This is a genomic window from Pseudomonas sp. S3_E10, from assembly GCF_054667615.1.
In genome coordinates this window covers 4,002,788-4,019,696 of record NZ_CP162743.1, presented here as the reverse complement: position 1 = coordinate 4,019,696, position 16,909 = coordinate 4,002,788, and the positions used below count along the sequence as shown (strand labels likewise).

Below are 16,909 nucleotides of genomic sequence, written 5' to 3'. Positions count from 1 at the left end.
GACGCCGGCAATAACCATTCAGTAACCATGGGTTGCCGGCGTTTGCGAACCGCGTGCACCGCTTCATGAGCTCATGCAGCACGTTCGTTCAGGCTGTTTTGGACAGGTGCTCAAACTGGCATTGGTATTGGGCATCCTTGAGGCTGCTTTCAAATTGCTCAAGGCCGTCGTAGATGTTCTGCAACCCTTGGATCTGGGCTTTCAGCTCGATTTTTTTATCCGCAATGGCCTTGTTGGCCAAATCCCAAGGCAGCTCCTGGCCGCGGTGATCCTGAAGGATCGCCTGCATTTCCTTGAGTTTGAACCCCAGTTGCTGAGCACACTTGATAAACGTCAGCAACTCGACGCTTTGCTGGCTATAGACCCGATACTTGCCCTCGCGCACCGGCGGGGGCAGTAAGCCGATGTCTTCATAGTGGCGGATCGTCTTGACGGTGGTGCCCGACAGCAGGGCCGCTTTGCCGATATACATGAAAAGTCCTTTTTTATGGCACACGTGTGGAAGCGCATTTTGGCGCGCGCATCTTCACACATGTCTCCGGAACCGGGAACCCGGAGATATCAAAAGGCTATGTATCTATATGAATGAAGCTGGCATCGCCCGTTGCAGGCGATGCTGTGCCACGCGGGCATCAACGGCCGGCGATAGCCTGCGCTTGCTTGAGCCAGGCTTCACGCTGGGAGGCGCCGGAACCGAGGATTGGCCCAAACGTAAGCGTGTTCAACGGTTTTATGCCGCAAAACTCAAGGGTGGTTTTGCGCATCTGATGCAGGCCCGGCATGCGATAGACCCATTTGTAGTACCACGGCGGCGTGTCCATCGTGACCAGCAGATCAGCCGTACGCCCCTTTAGAAGCTTATCGGGAAAGGCTTTGCCTTCGCGGTACTTGAAGGCGAACCCCGGAAGGAATATCCGGTCGAAAAACCCCTTCATCAATGCCGGAATCCCGCCCCACCAGATCGGATAGACAAATGCCAGGTGTTCAGCCCAAGTGATATCGGCCTGAGCCTTGAGCAGATCCGGCTCCAACAGCTGAACCTGTCTGTAGCCGTCGTGCAGCACGGGATCGAAGCGCAATGCGTCCAGCCGCAACAGACGCACATCGTGCCCGGCACGTGTGGCGGCATTCACGTACGTCTCGGTCAACGCCCCACAAAAACTGTCGGTTGAGGGGTGCCCCAGAATCACCAGTACTCGCTTACTCATCATCACCGCATCCTGAAAGTTGAACGTTCAGGATAGGGTGTGCCCGTAACAGGAGAGTCAACAGGCGCTTTGGCCAAATGCTGGCAGTGCCGGGTGCATTGCGCACCTGTCAGGCCCAAATGCCAGGCAAAAAAAAACCCGGAAATCCTCACTTGCGTGGGCCTTCCGGATTTTCTAAACCGCCAAAAATGGTGGGTCGTGTGGGATTCGAACCTACGACCAATTGGTTAAAAGCCAACTGCTCTACCAACTGAGCTAACGACCCGCTGTGTGGTGGCGCGTATAATACTGATTTCTAAGGATTATTCAACACCTTATTTTAAAAAAATCAGAAATAACGCGTTAGGGCTGCAATGACGGCCGTTTGTGCGCCCTCTCAGCGACCCGGCTCGTCGTTCCACAGGTACTTGTGCAACTGCAATTGCAGGCGCACCGGCAGGTTGTCCGCCACCACCCAGTCGGCCAGATCGCGCGCGTTCAGGTCGTGATGGCTTGGGGAAAACAGCACTTCACCGGCTCGACGGTCGAGACCGTATTGGATCAACTTGGTGTTGGCCCAATCGTAGTCCGCACGGGAACAGATGACGAACTTGACCTGATCGTTGGGCGTCAGCAGCTCGATGTTCTCGTAACGGTTGCGATGCGCTTCCTTGGAGCCTGGCGTCTTGAGGTCGACCACGCGGCTGACGCGTGGGTCGACTGCCGAGATGTCCAAGGCCCCGCTGGTTTCCAGGGACACTTCATAACCGGCATCACACAACTGCTTAAGCAACGGGATGGCATTGGGCTGGGCCAAGGGCTCGCCACCGGTCACGCAGACATAGCGAGGCTTGAAGCCGGCGACCTGCTCCAGGATGTCGTCGAGGGTGCGCAGGGTGCCGCCACTGAAGGCATAGGCACTGTCACAGTATTGGCAGCGCAAAGGGCAACCGGTAAGGCGCACGAAAACGGTGGGCAGCCCAGCGGTTCGCGTTTCACCCTGTAACGAGTAAAAAACTTCGGTAATACGTAATGTGTCTTGCATAGTCGCCACGGGCGTAACAGCTAAACAGGCTGTCCGCCTCCGTCAGGCACTTCAAGGAACCCCGCCAACGCGTAGGCTCCAAGGAGCGTGTTTCATAAAAGGGCGTGGATTCTAACGAAAAAACCCGCGCCAGGCGCGGGTTTCTTCTAAACGGGCGGCATTGCTTACAAGCGCTGCAGATCCCGTTGAGCCAACTGTGCGGCGGAAGTCCCCGGATATTGGGCTACAACCTGCTGCAGAATGCCTTTTACCTTGTCGGTATGACCCAGGCGGCGTTCTACGTCAGCGAGCTTGTACAGCGAGTCGGGTACTTTGGCGTGTTTGGGGTACAACTGGCTGACCTTGGCAAATGCCTGGCCCGCCCCCTGCAGATCACCCTTCGCCAGGTTTACTTCGCCCAGCCAATATTGGGCATTGCCCGCGTACTGGCTGTTCGGGTATTTGCGCAGGAACGCGCTGAATGCCTGGCTGGCCTTATCGAAATCCTTGGCTTTGATCAGGTCGAAAGCTGCATCGTAATACAGCTTCTCCTTGGCCGGATCACCCGGTTCGCTGCTGGCGGCAGGGGCTTGGCTGGCAGCCGCGGCGCCTGCTGCACCACCGGCGGCAGCGCTTGGCGCACCACCGGCAGAAGAATTATCAGGAGTAGCGGCAGGTGTAACACCGGCTCCTATGCGTCGATCAAGATCCTGGTAACGCTCCAGGCCTTCTTGCTTCAACTGGTTCACTTGATTCTGCAGAACTTCAATGGCGCCCTGTTGCTGGGCCAATTGATCCTGCATGCGTTGCAGTTGGTTGAACAGTTCGCCCTGTGCCGAAGGAGCGGCCGTAGCCGCCCCCCCAGCATAGGCGCCGTTCGTGCCATAACCCGCTGGCGGATAGCTGCTCCCGCTATTGTTATAGCCAGAGTTGCTATCTTCCACAGGAACCGCAGCCCACACCGCAAGCGGTGCGAAGCTGAGAGCCAATACAGTTAGAGCACGACGGCACGTTCGCATGACGAATTACTTACGCAGTTCGACGCGACGGTTTTGAGCCCAGGACTGCTCGTCGTGGCCAGTAGCAACTGGACGCTCTTTACCGTAGGAAACCAGTTCCAGTTGGCCTGGAGCAACACCTTGCAGTACCAGGTAGCGCTGAACGGCTTTCGCACGACGCTCGCCCAGTGCCATGTTGTACTCACGAGTACCACGTTCGTCAGTGTTACCTTCCAGAACAACGCGAGCGCCGTTAGCTTTCAGGTCCTTGGCGTGAACGTCCAGAGCGCGCATGGCTTCTGGTTTCAGGTCCGAACTGTCGTATTCGAAGTAGAAAGTGGTGATAGCGCGCAGAGCAGCTTCTTCGCTCAGGGAGCCGTCAACTGCACCAGTGTTAGCGCCGTAACCAGCGTTTGGATCAACAGCTGCGCCTTCACCGGCATTGTCGCCGCCTTTAGACGAGCAACCAACGGCTACGGACAGAGCCAGAGCCAGAGCAGCAAACTTACCAAACTTCAGCATTTCCATCGTGAAACTCCTAATGAACCCCAGTGTGTTAAGTACTTCTTTTTGTAGCGCCGCGTCAGTTCAGGTAAGGGGACCAGGACGGTTCTCTGACTTCGCCTTGAGCGGTAGGAAGCGGGAGCCTTACGCGTCCGTTAATGGACACGAGCATCAAGACTCCCCGGCCCTGCTGGCGGGTGGCGTAGATTACCATGGTGCCGTTGGGCGCAACAGTAGCTGACTCATCAAGGTTGGTATCTGTAAGGATTTTTACCGTTCCACGCTGCAAATCCTGGGCCGCAACCCGGAAATTAGTGAAACCATCCTGACGGTGAATCATCACCAACGTCTTTTCATCAGCCGAAAGCTTAGGGTTGGCGTTGTAGTTACCAATAAAGGTCACTCGTTCCGCACCGCCACCGCCAATACTCGATTTGTAGATTTGTGGCTTGCCGCCCCGGTCAGAGGTGAAATAGATGGTCGAACCATCCTTACCCCAGAACGGTTCAGTGTTGATACCCGGGCCGCTGGTCACACGCGTGATCTGGCGCGAAGCCATGTTCATCACGTAGATGTCCGGGTTGCCGTCTTTGGACAATACGAACGCCAGGCGCGAACCATCCGGCGACCAGGCCGGCGCACCGTTGAGGCCTTCGAAGTTAGTGATCTGCTCACGACGGCCGGTGTCGATGTGCTGGACGAAGATACGCGGACGTTTCTGCTCGAAAGACACATAGGCAATGCGCTTGCCATCCGGCGCGAAGCGCGGCGACAGGATTGGCTCACGCGATTGCAGCAAGGTCACGGCGCGCGCGCCGTCATAGTCCGAGCGCTGCAGGGTGTAACGGGTGTTGTCTACGGAGAAACGCTCAGCCGTCACGTACAGCAGACGCGTCGAGAAAGCACCCTTGATGCCGGTAAGCTTTTCAAACGACTGGTCAGAGATGTAGTGGGCCATATCCCGCAGTTGTTCGGCGGTGCCCGATACGCTGCCGGTCAGCACCTGCTGCTCGGTGGCCACGTTGAACAAGGTGTAGGTGATCTGCAGGCGACCGCCGGCCGGCGTGATGTTGCCGACCATCAGGTACTGGGCGCCAACGGCTTTCCAGTCACGGAAGATCACTTCGCTGGCCTGGGCCGGCTGGCTGATCATGTTGCCTTTGGGAATCGGCGCGTAGTAGCCGGAATTGCGCAGGTCGTCGCTGACGATCTGGGCCATGTCGTCCGGCAGCACGCTGCCGCCCTGCCAACCGAACGGTACAACCGCGATCGGGGTGGCCCGATCGCTACCGCTGGTAACCAGAATGTTCTTTTCATCCGCCGCCGCTATCCCTGCCGTACAGCAAATAACGACAAGCATTCCTCGAAGAAGGTTTCTCACAAGGCTAGATCCTCAGGTGTGAATGTCATCTTGAATGAACGATAGGGAGCGAAGTCGCTTGGTTTCATTCCCTGCATCTCGGTCAACCGGCCAATGTTCTTGACCGCGGCAACCGCCGAACTGTCGAACGATGGATCGCCACTGCCCTTGGCCACGCTGACCGAAGTCACCGTACCGTCCGGCAACATGCCGATCTGTAGCACTACTGTCATGCCTTTGCGTGCCGAAGGTGGACGAGTCCAGCCTTCTGCTGCCCGTGCCCGAATCAGGTCGTCGAAACTGCCCGCGACTTCATCACCACGCTCATCGGCCAAGGCTTGCTGACGCTGCGGCGTGTCGGAGAGCAAATCTGCCAAGGCCTGGGCCTTTTTCTCTTCGGCGGATTTACGCGCTGCTTCCTGGGCCTTTTTCTTGCTGGCATCGGCGGCAGCTTTCTTCTTCGCGTCGTCGGCGACTTTCTTCTTCGCCTCGTCTGCTTCAGCTTTTTTCTTGGCGTCTTCGGCGGCTTTCTTCTTCGCGTCTTCGACTATCTTCTTCTTGGCCTCTTCAGCGGCCTTTTTCTTGGCCTCTTCTTCGGCAGCCTTTTTGGCTTCTTCTTCAGATTTCTTCTTGGCTATATCAGCCAATTGTTTCTCTTCGGCTTTTTTCGCTTCGGCGGCTTTCTCGGCTTTCTTGGCTTCATCAGCCTTTTTCGCCTCGTCGGCCTTCTTCGCTTCGTCAGCCTTTTTCGATTCCTCGGCTTTTTGAGCCGCCTCTTCTTTCTTTTGTTCCGCAGCAGCCTTCACCGCTTCCTGCTCGACCTTTTTCTGTTCCATCTGCTCGACTTCAGTCTGGCGCGCGGCCGACTTCTGGGCTTCACCCGCAATCTTCTGATTGGTCTGGGTGGTGGCCTGACTTTTCGATTTCAGCTGATACAGGGTCGCCTGCACGATCGGCTTGGCTGGCGGCAGGTCCGGGGTCATGGCAAAGCTGACGAACAGCATGCCAAATACCAGGACGTGCAGGGCAATTGCCCAGACGCTCGGCCAGAAGTAGCTTTCCGAGGCGGACGGCTCTCGCTGTTGCTGCATCAGGGCGCCTCGGTAATCAAGCCAACGTTACCCACGCCGGCTTTCTGCAGCCCACCCATGGCACCCATGACGGAGCCGTAGTCGACCGACTTGTCGCCGCGAATGAACACCTGGGTGTGCTTGCCGCCTTCGTTGCCGGAGCGAATGATCTTGGTCACCGCATCGGTCATCGCCGGCAGGGTCAAGGCCTTGTCCTGCTGCTTCTGGGTGTCGACTTCGCTGCCAAGGTTCCAGTAATAGGTCTTGTCAGACTTGATCGAAATGGTCAGCACCTGGGTGTTGTTGTCCTGGGGCAAGGCTTCGCTGGAAACCTTGGGCAGGTCAACCTTCACGCCCTGGTTGAGCATCGGCGCAGTCACCATGAAGATCACCAGCAGCACCAGCATCACGTCGATGTAAGGCACTACGTTCATCTCGGCGACCGGCTTGCGCTTGGTTCGAGCTCGAGTGATTAAAGCCATCGGGGAGTACCTGCTTATTCTTCGCTGGTGTGCACTTTACGGTGCAGGATCGCCTGGAATTCATCGGCGAAGGTGTAGTAACGGCCAATCAGGTTTTCGCCGCGCGCGGCAAAACGGTTGTAGGCAATAACGGCCGGGATAGCGGCGAACAGGCCGATCGCGGTGGCGATCAGGGCTTCGGCGATACCCGGGGCCACGGTGGCCAGGGTGGCTTGCTGGGCCTGGGCCAGGCCGCGGAAGGAGTTCATGATGCCCCACACGGTACCGAACAGGCCGATGTACGGGCTGACGGAACCTACGGTGGCGAGGAACGGCAGGCTCTGCTCCAGTTTCTCTTCTTCGCGGGAAATGGCCACGCGCATGGCACGGGCGACGCCTTCCATCACCGCTTCCGGATCAACACCCGGTTGCTGGCGCAGGCGCGAAAATTCCTTGAAACCGGCACGGAAGATCTGCTCGACGCCCGAGTCCGGGTCGGGGTTGCTGCCGGCCTGGCGATACAGCTTGGACAGGTCGATACCCGACCAGAAGCGCTCTTCAAAGCTCTCCAGGGCACGTCGACCGGCACGCAGCAGGTTGCTGCGCTGAAAAATCATGACCCAAGAGGTAACCGATGCGGCTACCAGGATCAGCATGACCAGTTGAACCACAACACTGGCATTGCTGACCAGGCTCCACATGGAGGAATGGTCGACGACGGTAGGTTCCACGCTAAATCTCCTGCTTTGATTGTTTACCCGCGCCGCTCACGGCGGCAAAGGCCGCACGTAGAGTTTCGGGAATGGCCCGAGGTTTCAAACTGTTGGTGCGCACACAGGCCACCAGGAACTGCCCCTCGCAGAGCAGCGTTGCATCCGTTGCCCGCCTGACCTGCTGCTTGAAACGCAGGCTGGCACGGTTCAATTCGATTACTTCAGCGCTGACCAGCAGTTCGTCGTCCAGTCGCGCCGGCGCGTGGTAACGCGCCTCGCTGGAGTGCACGACGAATAACAGGTCCTCCCCTGCCAGCTGGGATTGGGCAAAGCCCAGCTCCCGTAGCCGCTCGGTTCGAGCCCGCTCCATGAACTTGAGGTAATTGACGTAATACACGATGCCGCCGGCATCGGTGTCCTCGTAATAAACGCGACAGCGATGTGCGAACGACTGATCCCCGTTTTGCGCGCGCATACTCTAGTGCTTACTCCTGAGGTTGCCAATCCGGCTGAGCAACTGTTTTTGCATTCTCAAAGACATTTCCAACCACTGACTGACGACGCCAGACACTGGGACAGCACAAACCTCGAATAAATCGGCCCGCATCGCCTTTTTAATCGTCCACTGCATCGAGAAACTCGTCTACCGCAGGCATCTCACCCAAACGTGACGGAATGTTTAACCCGAAGTGCAGATAGGCATGGCGTGTGACGACGCGGCCCCTTGGGGTGCGCATGATATAGCCCTGCTGGATCAGGTACGGCTCCAGCACATCTTCGATGGTATGGCGCTCCTCACTGATTGCGGCCGCCAGGCTGTCCACACCCACCGGGCCACCGTCGAATTTCTCGATCATGGTCAAGAGCAGGCGCCGGTCCTGGTGGTCGAAACCATGCTCATCCACGTCCAGCAGGTTCAACGCCAGGTCGGCCACGGCCTTGGTGATATGCCCCTTGGCTCGCACTTCGGCAAAGTCGCGCACGCGGCGCAGCAGGCGGTTGGCAATTCGCGGCGTGCCACGGGCGCGACGGGCGATTTCAAACGCGCCTTCCGGGTCCAGCGGCAACCCGAGAATGCTTGCCGAACGGCTGACGATGGTTGCCAGGTCGGCGGTGCTATAGAACTCTAGACGTTGAACAATGCCGAAACGGTCTCGCAACGGGTTGGTCAGCATACCGGCACGCGTCGTTGCGCCCACCAGCGTGAACGGTGGCAGGTCGAGCTTGATCGAACGGGCCGCCGGGCCTTCGCCGATCATGATGTCGAGCTGGAAGTCTTCCATCGCGGGGTACAGCACTTCCTCGACAATCGGCGACAGGCGGTGAATCTCGTCGATAAACAACACATCGTGAGGTTCAAGGTTGGTCAGCAGCGCGGCCAGGTCGCCTGGACGCTCCAGCACCGGGCCGGAGGTGGATTTGATCGACACGCCCATTTCCTGGGCAATGATGTTGGCCAGGGTGGTTTTACCCAAGCCCGGCGGGCCGAAGATCAAGGTGTGGTCCAAGGACTCACTGCGCCCACGCGCGGCCTGGATAAACAGCTCCATCTGCTCGCGCACGGTGGGCTGGCCGATGTAGTCGGCCAGGCTCAGCGGGCGAATGGCACGGTCCTGGACTTCTTCACGGTCGCGCGGGCCGGTGGCCGCGATCAGACGATCAGCTTCAATCACTTAAATCATTCCCTTCAGGGCTCGGCGGATCATGTCTTCACTGCTCAGGTTCTTGTCTTTGATGGCCGACACGGCTTTGCTGGCTTCCTGCGGCTTGTAGCCCAGGGAGATCAAGGCACTGACCGCATCGCTTTCGGCGCTAGCGACCTGGCCCGCCGGCATGTCCGGCTGGTTCGGCACCAGGGCGAACATGCTCGGTACGACTTCCCACGCTTTAAAGCGGTCCTTGAGCTCCACCAGCAGGCGCTCGGCGGTTTTCTTGCCCACGCCTGGCACCTTGGTCAGCGCCGAGGTGTCCTGGGCCGAAACCGCACGCACCAGTTCATCCACTTCCAGGCTCGACATCAAGGCCAGCGCCAATTTTGGCCCTACGCCATTGAGGCGAATCAGTTCACGGAAGAAGTCGCGGTCACGCTTGCCAATGAAACCATAGAGCAATTGCGCGTCTTCGCGCACCACCAGGTGAGTATGCAGCGTAATGGGTTCGCCGACCGAGGGCAGGCGGTACAGCGTAGTCATGGGCACTTCCAGCTCATACCCCAACCCATTGACATCCAGAATCAGGTGCGGCGGCTGTTTTTCAGCCAGAGTGCCGCGCAAGCGTCCAATCACGGTTCAGATCCTTAAAGCGTGGGGGTCAGATCAAAGGCCTGACCGCAAATATCGATTGCGCTGATGCTATCAGAGACGCAGCCGCCCGCCACGACTGCGTGCGGTGCCCAACCCATGAGGCAGCAGGCTGGAACGGGTATGCGCATGACAAATGGCGATGGCCAGGGCGTCGGAAGCGTCAATCTGCGGTTTTGAAGTGAGTTTTAGCATGTGCATGACCATCATCTGCACCTGTTCTTTATTGGCCGCGCCAGTGCCGACCACAGCCTGCTTGACCTGGGTCGCGGTGTATTCGGCGATCTCCATGCCCTCCTCGGCGCCAGCCACGATAGCAGCACCGCGGGCCTGACCAAGCTTCAACGCAGAATCGGCGTTCTTGGCCATGAATACTTTTTCGATGCCCATGGTCACAGGGCCGTAGGTCTGGATCACTTCACGCACGCCGCGATAGACAATCTGCAAACGCTCGGCCAGTTCGCCCGAACCGGTGCGGATGCACCCCGAAGCAACGTAGACGCAGCCGCGCGGGGTCTGTTGCACCACGCCAAAACCGGTAATGCGCGAACCGGGGTCGATACCTAGGATTAAAGTCATAACGCCTGCGGTTAGGGTAAACACATTTCTTGATACTCAGAGAATCCAATGTGGGAGGGGCTTGCCCCCGATGGCGGTGGGTCAGTCACAAATGTGCTTACTGACACTCCCTCATCGAGGGCAAGCCCCCTCCCACACAAGCCCCTCCCAGATTCGGAGCTACAGCGCTTTTCAGCCCAGTTGCTCCGCTACCGATTCCGGGATGTCGGCATTCGAGTAAACGTTCTGCACATCATCCAGGTCTTCGAGCATATCCAGCATCTTTAGCACTTTCTGCGCGCCGTCCAGGTCCAGTTCGGCACTGGTGGTCGGCAACATCACGATTTCCGCGTCGGTGCCCTTGAAGCCAGCAGCCTCCAACGCGTTACGCACGGCGTAGAAGCTGGCAAACGAGGTAAACACATCGATGGAGCCGTCTTCGTTGGTCACCACGTCGTCGGCATCGGCCTCCATCGCAGCTTCCATCAGCGCGTCTTCATCGGTGCCCGGCGCGAAGGATATCTGCCCTTTACGCTCGAACAGGTAGGCCACCGAGCCATCGGTACCCAAGTTGCCGCCGCATTTGCTGAATGCATGGCGCACGGCGGCGGCGGTGCGGTTGCGGTTATCGGTCATGCACTCGACCATCACCGCCACGCCGCCCGGACCATAACCTTCGTAGGTCAGCTCGACCATGTCGTCGGTGTCGGCCGCACCGGCGCCACGAGCCACGGCGCGGTCGATGATGTCGCGGCTCATGTTAGCGCCCAGGGCCTTGTCCAGTGCCAGGCGCAGACGCGGGTTGGAACCTGGGTCACCACCGCCCTGGCGGGCGGCGACGGTCAGCTCACGGATCCACTTGGTAAAAATCTTGCCTTTCTTGGCATCCTGACGCTCTTTGCGGTGCTTGATGTTCGCCCACTTGGAATGGCCAGCCATAACACAACTCCGAATTCTCTAGAAACCTTATCAATCCCGCCCCAGGCGAGATTTCCCTCTTTTAAACGCAAAGGCGCATCCGAAGATGCGCCTTTTTGACTGCCTACAACCCTATAGCGCTTTCACGCAGCAGCCTTACTCAGCCTTCGGCGTCTCGCGCAGGCGGATGTGCAGCTCGCGCAGTGCCTTGGCATCCACCACACCCGGAGCCTGGGTCATGACGTCCGCGGCGCTCTGGGTTTTCGGGAAGGCGATCACTTCACGGATCGACTGGGCGCCAGTCATCAGCATGACCAGACGGTCCAGGCCGAACGCCAGGCCACCGTGCGGCGGCGCGCCGTATTTCAGGGCGTCGAGCAGGAAGCCGAATTTCTCTTCCTGTTCCGCTTCGTTGATGCCCAACAGGCGGAAGACCGCTTGCTGCATCTCTTTGCGGTGGATACGGATCGAACCGCCACCCAGCTCGGTGCCGTTGAGCACCATGTCGTAGGCGCGGGACAACGCGCCTGCCGGGTTGGCTTCCAACTCGGCCGGGGAGCACTTCGGCGCGGTGAACGGGTGGTGCAAGGCGCTGAAGCTGCCGTCGTCGTTCTCTTCGAACATCGGGAAGTCAACGACCCACATCGGCGCCCATTCGCAGGTCAGCAGGTTCAGGTCGTGACCCAGCTTGATACGCAGCGCGCCCAGGGCTTCGCTGACGATCTTGGCCTTGTCGGCGCCGAAGAACACGATGTCACCGTCGACCGCACCCACGCGATCGAGGATCGCGTTCAGGTTGTCCAGCGGGATGTTTTTCACGATCGGCGATTGCAGGCCGTCAACGCCGTTGGCGCGCTCATTGACCTTGATGTACGCCAGGCCCTTGGCACCGTAGATGCCGACGAACTTGGTGTAGTCGTCGATCTGCTTGCGCGGCATGCTCGCGCCGCCCGGCACGCGCAGGGCGGCGATGCGGCATTTAGGGTCGTTGGCCGGGCCGCTGAATACTTTGAAGTCGACTTCTTTGAGCTGGTCGGCCACGTCCACCAGTTCCAGCGGGTTACGCAGGTCTGGCTTGTCGGAACCGTAGCGGCGCATGGCCTCTTCGAAGGTCATGTGCGGGAAGTCGCCGAACTCCAGGTCCAGCACTTCCTTGAACAGGTTGCGGATCATTTGCTCGGTCAGGCCCATGATCTCTTTTTCATCGAGGAAGCTGGTCTCGATGTCGATCTGGGTGAATTCCGGCTGGCGGTCAGCGCGCAGGTCTTCGTCGCGGAAGCATTTGGCGATCTGGTAGTAACGGTCGAAGCCGGCCACCATCAGCAGTTGCTTGAACAACTGCGGCGATTGCGGCAGCGCGAAGAACGAACCGGCGTGGGTACGGCTCGGCACCAGGTAGTCACGCGCGCCTTCCGGGGTGGCCCGGGTGAGGATCGGCGTTTCGACGTCGAGGAAGCCGTTTTCATCCAGGAAGCGGCGGATGCTGGTGGTCATGCGCGAACGCAGGCGCAGCTTCTCGGCCATTTCCGGACGACGCAGGTCCAGGAAGCGGTACCGCAGGCGGGTTTCTTCGCCTACGTCGGAGTATTCGTTGAGCGGGAACGGCGGCGTTTCCGACTCGTTCAACACTTCCAGCTCGTAGCCCAGCACTTCGATGCCACCGGACGCCATGTTCTTGTTCACGGCACCGGCAGGACGCAGGCGGACCTTACCGGTGATCTTCACAACGTACTCGCTGCGCACACGGTCGGCGGCGGCGAAGCTCTCGGCGCGGTCCGGGTCGAACACTACCTGGGCCAGACCATCACGATCACGGATATCGAGGAAGATCACCCCGCCGTGGTCGCGGCGACGGTGAACCCATCCGCAAAGGGTGATTTCCTGACCTTCCAGGGTCTCGTTCAGTTGGCCGCAATAGTGGCTGCGCATCATGGTCGTGGTTTCACTTCTCGTAATTCGAAATTCGGTGGCAGGCCTGCCTCGTCACCGTACATTAAAGCAGGGGACGGATAATGCAGGAGCCTGCGCGTAGAGTTCAACTCAGTCTGCTTTGTCGCCGCCCGCCAGATTCTTCTTCGAGCCGGTCTTGAAATCGGTCTCGTACCAGCCGCTGCCGCTCAAGCGGAAGCCCGGCATGGACAACATCTTCTTGAGCTCCGGAGCCTGGCAGGCTGGGCAATCGACCAGCGGCGCTGCGCTGATCTTCTGAATGGCTTCCAACTGATGACCACAGGAAGCACATTGATAGTCGTACATGGGCATGGAGATGTCTCGGCGATCAGAACGTTACTGCGCCACGCCTGCCCTAAGGGTCGGCGGCATGCGCAGCAAAGCGCGGGATTATATCTGGTAAATCGAGGCAGCGCAGCCGGCTTTCTACCCGAAGCCTCGCCCGCCTGGGCGGCGGGCCGGCTGCGGGGTCACGGGTTTACTCAGGGTTCGGCGAGGTGGCGCAGCTTTTTAGCAAGTGAACGACGCACACCACCCTCACGAGCCCACTGAAATTTTTCACACCGCCGTAACGCAAATGCACTTCCCGGTCGACGTAAGACAACAATGCACTGACAGAACAGGCATTGATCCGGGCTATTTCCGTAAGGATGTTCCAATAGACCTGCTCAAGCCGCAGGCACGTTGAAAACCCATTGAGCCTGACCGATCGGGACAAGGGCCTGGCCAGCGCCATGTCGAACCCTTTAGCAAACGGGTCGACTTTTATCTTATGAAAACCACAGGTTTCCATCACTCCATTACCCACCGCGCGTGACATACACCTGACACTCCATTGCCAAACAGTAACCCAGGGGTTATTCCCATTGGGCGATGGCTCTATGGAACAGCAGGGAGACCGGTGGCAGCCAGAAGACGCGGAGTCGATAGTTGTAGGACAACGCCAGGAAGTGCGCAGAAACAAGCGAGTGGCGCCAGGACGGCGCCACTCCGATGCGTGAATTATTGATTTTCGAGCAGGGAACGCAGCATCCACGCGGTTTTCTCATGGACCTGCATGCGCTGGGTCAGCAGGTCCGCCGTCGGCTCATCGCTGACTTTATCGAGCAATGGGAAGATGCCACGCGCCGTGCGGGTGACCGCCTCCTGGCCGGCCACCAACTGCTTGATCATCTCTTCGGCGCTGGGTACGCCTTCCTCTTCCTTGATAGAAGAAAGCCGGGCGTAGATCGAATAGGCGCCCGGTGCCGGGAACCCAAGGGCGCGGATACGCTCGGCAATGGAGTCCACCGCCAGCGCCAGCTCGTTGTACTGCTCTTCGAACATCAAGTGCAACGTACGAAACATGGGGCCTGTGACGTTCCAATGGAAGTTGTGGGTCTTCAGATACAGTACATAGGTATCGGAAAGCAGCCGCGAAAGCCCGTCGACGATGGATTTGCGATCTTCTTCACTGATGCCGATATCGATTGCCATGTTTATCCCCTTCAATTGAGCAACATTCATTGACCAGGTGCCGCACCACTCTAGCAAGAGTGCCGGCGATACGCAGCCGGATACACCCAGGCGACGTGCGGCAAATCGCGCGCACCTGTCTAGGACAAGTGTTTGCCCTGCAAATGCCCAAAGCCTCACGCGCCCCGTAAATGCTTGATTTGAGTAGGCACGGCCTTTGCTGTTAAATAGGCAGCGTGTCGCCGCCGTTAATGACCACGGCAAGCGGCATAGGCTGATACCCGTGCACGTGCCCAACGCCTCCCATTGTTCAGAAGCGAACCGTGCCAGTCAGCTCTTCCTGGTGATCCGTCTTAACGTGAGTTAATCAAAATGTTGAAAATCGTCCACCTGCTAACGGGCGTTGCAGCGTTGCTGCTGTCCTTTATCCCGAGCCTGCAGCCTGAAAGCCTGCCCTACCTGCAACAACATGATGCTTTGTATCTGGCCTTGTTCGGCCTTCTTAACCTGACCCTCGCCCCGGTAATCCCTTACTGGAACAAAGGCACCCGTCATCAACTGCAAAACCTGGTCAGCGCGCTGCTGGTACTGACCGTTGTCGTACAAACCCTCACCCTCCTGGCACCCATGCCTGAAGTCGGTGGTCATCCGGCCATCCTGCTCAGCCTGGCGATTGCTGTGGTCGCCATCGTTCTTCACCTGGCCATCAGCTTCTACCGTTCGTCGCCGGCGGCCGCGTCGCAGAACTACGATATGACCAACCGGGATACCGGTACCGTCAAGTGGTTCAATACGTCCAAAGGCTTCGGCTTTATTTCCCGTGATTCGGGCGACGATATCTTCGTCCACTTCCGGGCCATTCGCGGTGAAGGCCATCGCGTCCTGGTGGAAGGCCAGCGCGTGGAATTCTCCGTGATGAATCGCGACAAGGGCCTGCAAGCCGAAGACGTGATCGCGGCATTGCCGCGTCGCTGATACCGCTTTAGCAGCCGTAAAAAAACCGCGATCCGGCGCTGCCGGGTCGCGGTTTTTTATTGCCCCCGGATCAATAGTGAGGCGGTGGCGCTTCTTCTTCGGACGTTTCGAACTGGCCACCCATTTCTTCCTGGCGCTTGAGCAGCGCAGTCATCTGCAGTTGCAGGCGCTCAACCGCGCGTTGCTGGGCGACGAGGATGTCATTGAGGGTCTCGATGGTGTCGTCCTGAAAGGCCAGGCGGCTTTCCAGGTCGGTAACGCGTGCTTGCAGATCCATGATTCAGCTCTGGGTAAATTTGAAATCGGCGGGCAGCAGCTCGCGCAGACGTGCGCGGATACCCGCCACTTGCTCGTCAGCATAGGGCTGCGCAGGATGCTTGCCCCACACCGGTGCCGGCCAGGCGGCGTCATCGCGCTTGCGTACGATCACATGCACATGCAGTTGGCTGACCACGTTGCCCAGTGCACCGATATTCATCTTGTCGGCGTCCAGGCCCTGGTTCAGCCATTGCGCCAGGGCTGTCGTCTCTTGCCACAGAGTTTGTTGATCTTGGACACTCAGCTGAAACACTTCGCTGATACCTTCGATGCGCGGCACCAGGATGAACCAGGGGTAGTTCGAGTCGTTGGTCAGCAGCAGGCGGCACAACGGGAAATCCCCGATGACCAGTGTGTCTTGTTGCAGGCGTTGATCTAAGGCGAACACCGCGGGCCTCCGTTCGGCAGGTCAGGTTCAGGGCGCCCAGCATACCGTTGAATGCCTCAGGCTTCACGGCGATTGCACACGCACCCGCGCAATCCTGCAAAAAACCTGCACCCTTTCGATGCAGGCAATTATTTGAGCTACGCTAACTCGGGCCTCACCGGGATGCACCAAAATGACCCACCTGTGCTTCAAAGGGGCCCGCGAACTACCCACTTCGTGGGGTGGACCGGTAACGTTTTTACCTGGAACAGCTTTTTTGTACCTGCGAACAGAAGTAACACTAGGGCGTCAAGCCCAAACCAAACGGCTTAAAAAGCCCGTGTTTATGAGGTTTTTACAGGACCATCACATTTTTCACGAAAAAATGACATTCGGTTACCGAGTTGGGCGCGCTTGTTGCATTCACCCCGTTATCGTCGGCAACGGCACCTGCCGGGAAGCAGGTGTTACGCGATAAAGAACAGTGGCGTTTCAATGCATCTCAGGGAAGGTTTCAAACTTCGAAAGGCGTTTGAAAACAGCATTGAAGTTGTCAGCCCATTTACAGTCGGGCTGTGAATTTGCGACACGGAGCTAGCAATTTACGACAGCCTCGTAAAGAAGCTGAAAGGAAAGATGGGTAAGTATCGTCAATAGAGCCGGCGTGATATAACTTTGCGCCGACACAAAAAAGAAAGAGCCGCCCAGATAAAAATACAGGTGGGACGGCAGTACTCTTCCTAAAACCAAA

At 58.3% G+C, this 16,909-nt stretch carries 21 protein-coding genes and 1 tRNA gene; 1 reads left to right on the top strand and 21 read right to left on the bottom strand.

What is annotated here, in order from left to right; translation table 11 throughout:
* Positions 1-88 precede the first annotated feature (88 nt).
* From AB4N98_RS18360 to AB4N98_RS18270, 19 genes are all read right to left on the bottom strand, one after another.
* A complete protein-coding gene (locus AB4N98_RS18360; RefSeq protein WP_017529209.1) occupies positions 89-472 on the bottom strand; it encodes a MerR family transcriptional regulator in 384 nt (127 codons plus the stop codon).
* Positions 473-632: 160 nt separating this feature from the next.
* Positions 633-1,211 carry an NAD(P)H-dependent oxidoreductase gene (locus AB4N98_RS18355; protein WP_017529210.1) on the bottom strand — a complete coding sequence of 193 codons (579 nt, stop codon included), beginning with the start codon at positions 1,209-1,211 and terminating at the stop codon, positions 633-635.
* Positions 1,212-1,397: 186 nt separating this feature from the next.
* Positions 1,398-1,473, bottom strand: a tRNA-Lys gene (locus AB4N98_RS18350).
* A gap of 111 nt (positions 1,474-1,584) precedes the next feature.
* Positions 1,585-2,232 (bottom strand): 7-carboxy-7-deazaguanine synthase QueE, encoded by a 648-nt coding sequence (queE, locus tag AB4N98_RS18345; RefSeq protein ID WP_068937273.1) that lies wholly within the window; start codon positions 2,230-2,232, stop codon positions 1,585-1,587.
* Positions 2,233-2,396: 164 nt separating this feature from the next.
* A complete protein-coding gene (gene ybgF / locus AB4N98_RS18340) occupies positions 2,397-3,230 on the bottom strand; it encodes a tol-pal system protein YbgF (RefSeq protein ID WP_017529212.1) in 834 nt (277 codons plus the stop codon).
* Positions 3,231-3,236: 6 nt separating this feature from the next.
* Complete coding sequence (gene pal, locus AB4N98_RS18335; protein ID WP_003209827.1) at positions 3,237-3,737, bottom strand: peptidoglycan-associated lipoprotein Pal; 501 nt, start codon at positions 3,735-3,737, stop codon at positions 3,237-3,239.
* Positions 3,738-3,792: 55 nt separating this feature from the next.
* Positions 3,793-5,094: a Tol-Pal system beta propeller repeat protein TolB gene (tolB, locus tag AB4N98_RS18330; protein WP_460148855.1), complete on the bottom strand. Its 1,302-nt coding sequence runs from the start codon at positions 5,092-5,094 to the stop codon at positions 3,793-3,795.
* Positions 5,091-6,164, bottom strand: coding sequence for a cell envelope integrity protein TolA (gene tolA / locus AB4N98_RS18325; protein ID WP_017529214.1), 1,074 nt, complete (start codon positions 6,162-6,164; stop codon positions 5,091-5,093). Before tolA ends, tolB begins: the two co-directional genes overlap by 4 nt.
* The gene (gene tolR / locus AB4N98_RS18320) at positions 6,164-6,616 is read right to left on the bottom strand and encodes a protein TolR (RefSeq protein ID WP_161979898.1); all 453 of its coding nucleotides are present in this window, start codon (positions 6,614-6,616) and stop codon (positions 6,164-6,166) included. The genes tolA and tolR overlap by 1 nt, the downstream gene beginning before the upstream one ends.
* A gap of 23 nt (positions 6,617-6,639) precedes the next feature.
* A complete protein-coding gene (gene tolQ / locus AB4N98_RS18315; protein WP_032890916.1) occupies positions 6,640-7,335 on the bottom strand; it encodes a protein TolQ in 696 nt (231 codons plus the stop codon).
* Position 7,336: 1 nt separating this feature from the next.
* Positions 7,337-7,792 (bottom strand): tol-pal system-associated acyl-CoA thioesterase, encoded by a 456-nt coding sequence (ybgC, locus tag AB4N98_RS18310; protein ID WP_032890914.1) that lies wholly within the window; start codon positions 7,790-7,792, stop codon positions 7,337-7,339.
* 139 nt (positions 7,793-7,931) lie between these two features.
* Positions 7,932-8,990 (bottom strand): Holliday junction branch migration DNA helicase RuvB, encoded by a 1,059-nt coding sequence (gene ruvB, locus AB4N98_RS18305; RefSeq protein WP_017529216.1) that lies wholly within the window; start codon positions 8,988-8,990, stop codon positions 7,932-7,934.
* Positions 8,991-9,602: a Holliday junction branch migration protein RuvA gene (gene ruvA / locus AB4N98_RS18300; protein ID WP_003175802.1), complete on the bottom strand. Its 612-nt coding sequence runs from the start codon at positions 9,600-9,602 to the stop codon at positions 8,991-8,993.
* Between the two features lie 69 nt (positions 9,603-9,671).
* Positions 9,672-10,196: a crossover junction endodeoxyribonuclease RuvC gene (gene ruvC / locus AB4N98_RS18295; RefSeq protein WP_017529217.1), complete on the bottom strand. Its 525-nt coding sequence runs from the start codon at positions 10,194-10,196 to the stop codon at positions 9,672-9,674.
* Between the two features lie 171 nt (positions 10,197-10,367).
* A complete protein-coding gene (locus AB4N98_RS18290) occupies positions 10,368-11,114 on the bottom strand; it encodes a YebC/PmpR family DNA-binding transcriptional regulator (RefSeq protein WP_017529218.1) in 747 nt (248 codons plus the stop codon).
* Between the two features lie 135 nt (positions 11,115-11,249).
* Complete coding sequence (gene aspS, locus AB4N98_RS18285) at positions 11,250-13,025, bottom strand: aspartate--tRNA ligase (protein WP_021491234.1); 1,776 nt, start codon at positions 13,023-13,025, stop codon at positions 11,250-11,252.
* Between the two features lie 108 nt (positions 13,026-13,133).
* Positions 13,134-13,355, bottom strand: a complete 222-nt coding sequence (locus AB4N98_RS18280) for an FmdB family zinc ribbon protein (RefSeq protein ID WP_010208103.1) — start codon at positions 13,353-13,355, stop codon at positions 13,134-13,136.
* A gap of 166 nt (positions 13,356-13,521) precedes the next feature.
* Positions 13,522-13,863, bottom strand: coding sequence for a ribbon-helix-helix domain-containing protein (locus tag AB4N98_RS18275; protein ID WP_017529220.1), 342 nt, complete (start codon positions 13,861-13,863; stop codon positions 13,522-13,524).
* Positions 13,864-14,045: 182 nt separating this feature from the next.
* Positions 14,046-14,519 (bottom strand): Dps family protein, encoded by a 474-nt coding sequence (locus AB4N98_RS18270; RefSeq protein WP_003193874.1) that lies wholly within the window; start codon positions 14,517-14,519, stop codon positions 14,046-14,048.
* A gap of 351 nt (positions 14,520-14,870) precedes the next feature.
* Here AB4N98_RS18270 and AB4N98_RS18265 point away from each other — a divergent pair, with 351 nt between their 5' ends.
* Positions 14,871-15,473: a cold-shock protein gene (locus tag AB4N98_RS18265; RefSeq protein ID WP_460148854.1), complete on the top strand. Its 603-nt coding sequence runs from the start codon at positions 14,871-14,873 to the stop codon at positions 15,471-15,473.
* Between the two features lie 70 nt (positions 15,474-15,543).
* Here the strand turns inward: AB4N98_RS18265 and AB4N98_RS18260 are convergent, their stop codons facing one another.
* Both AB4N98_RS18260 and AB4N98_RS18255 read right to left on the bottom strand, forming a co-directional pair.
* Positions 15,544-15,750: a SlyX family protein gene (locus tag AB4N98_RS18260; RefSeq protein ID WP_003175810.1), complete on the bottom strand. Its 207-nt coding sequence runs from the start codon at positions 15,748-15,750 to the stop codon at positions 15,544-15,546.
* 3 nt (positions 15,751-15,753) lie between these two features.
* Positions 15,754-16,179, bottom strand: a complete 426-nt coding sequence (locus AB4N98_RS18255) for an HIT domain-containing protein (RefSeq protein WP_460148853.1) — start codon at positions 16,177-16,179, stop codon at positions 15,754-15,756.
* Positions 16,180-16,909 lie beyond the last annotated feature (730 nt).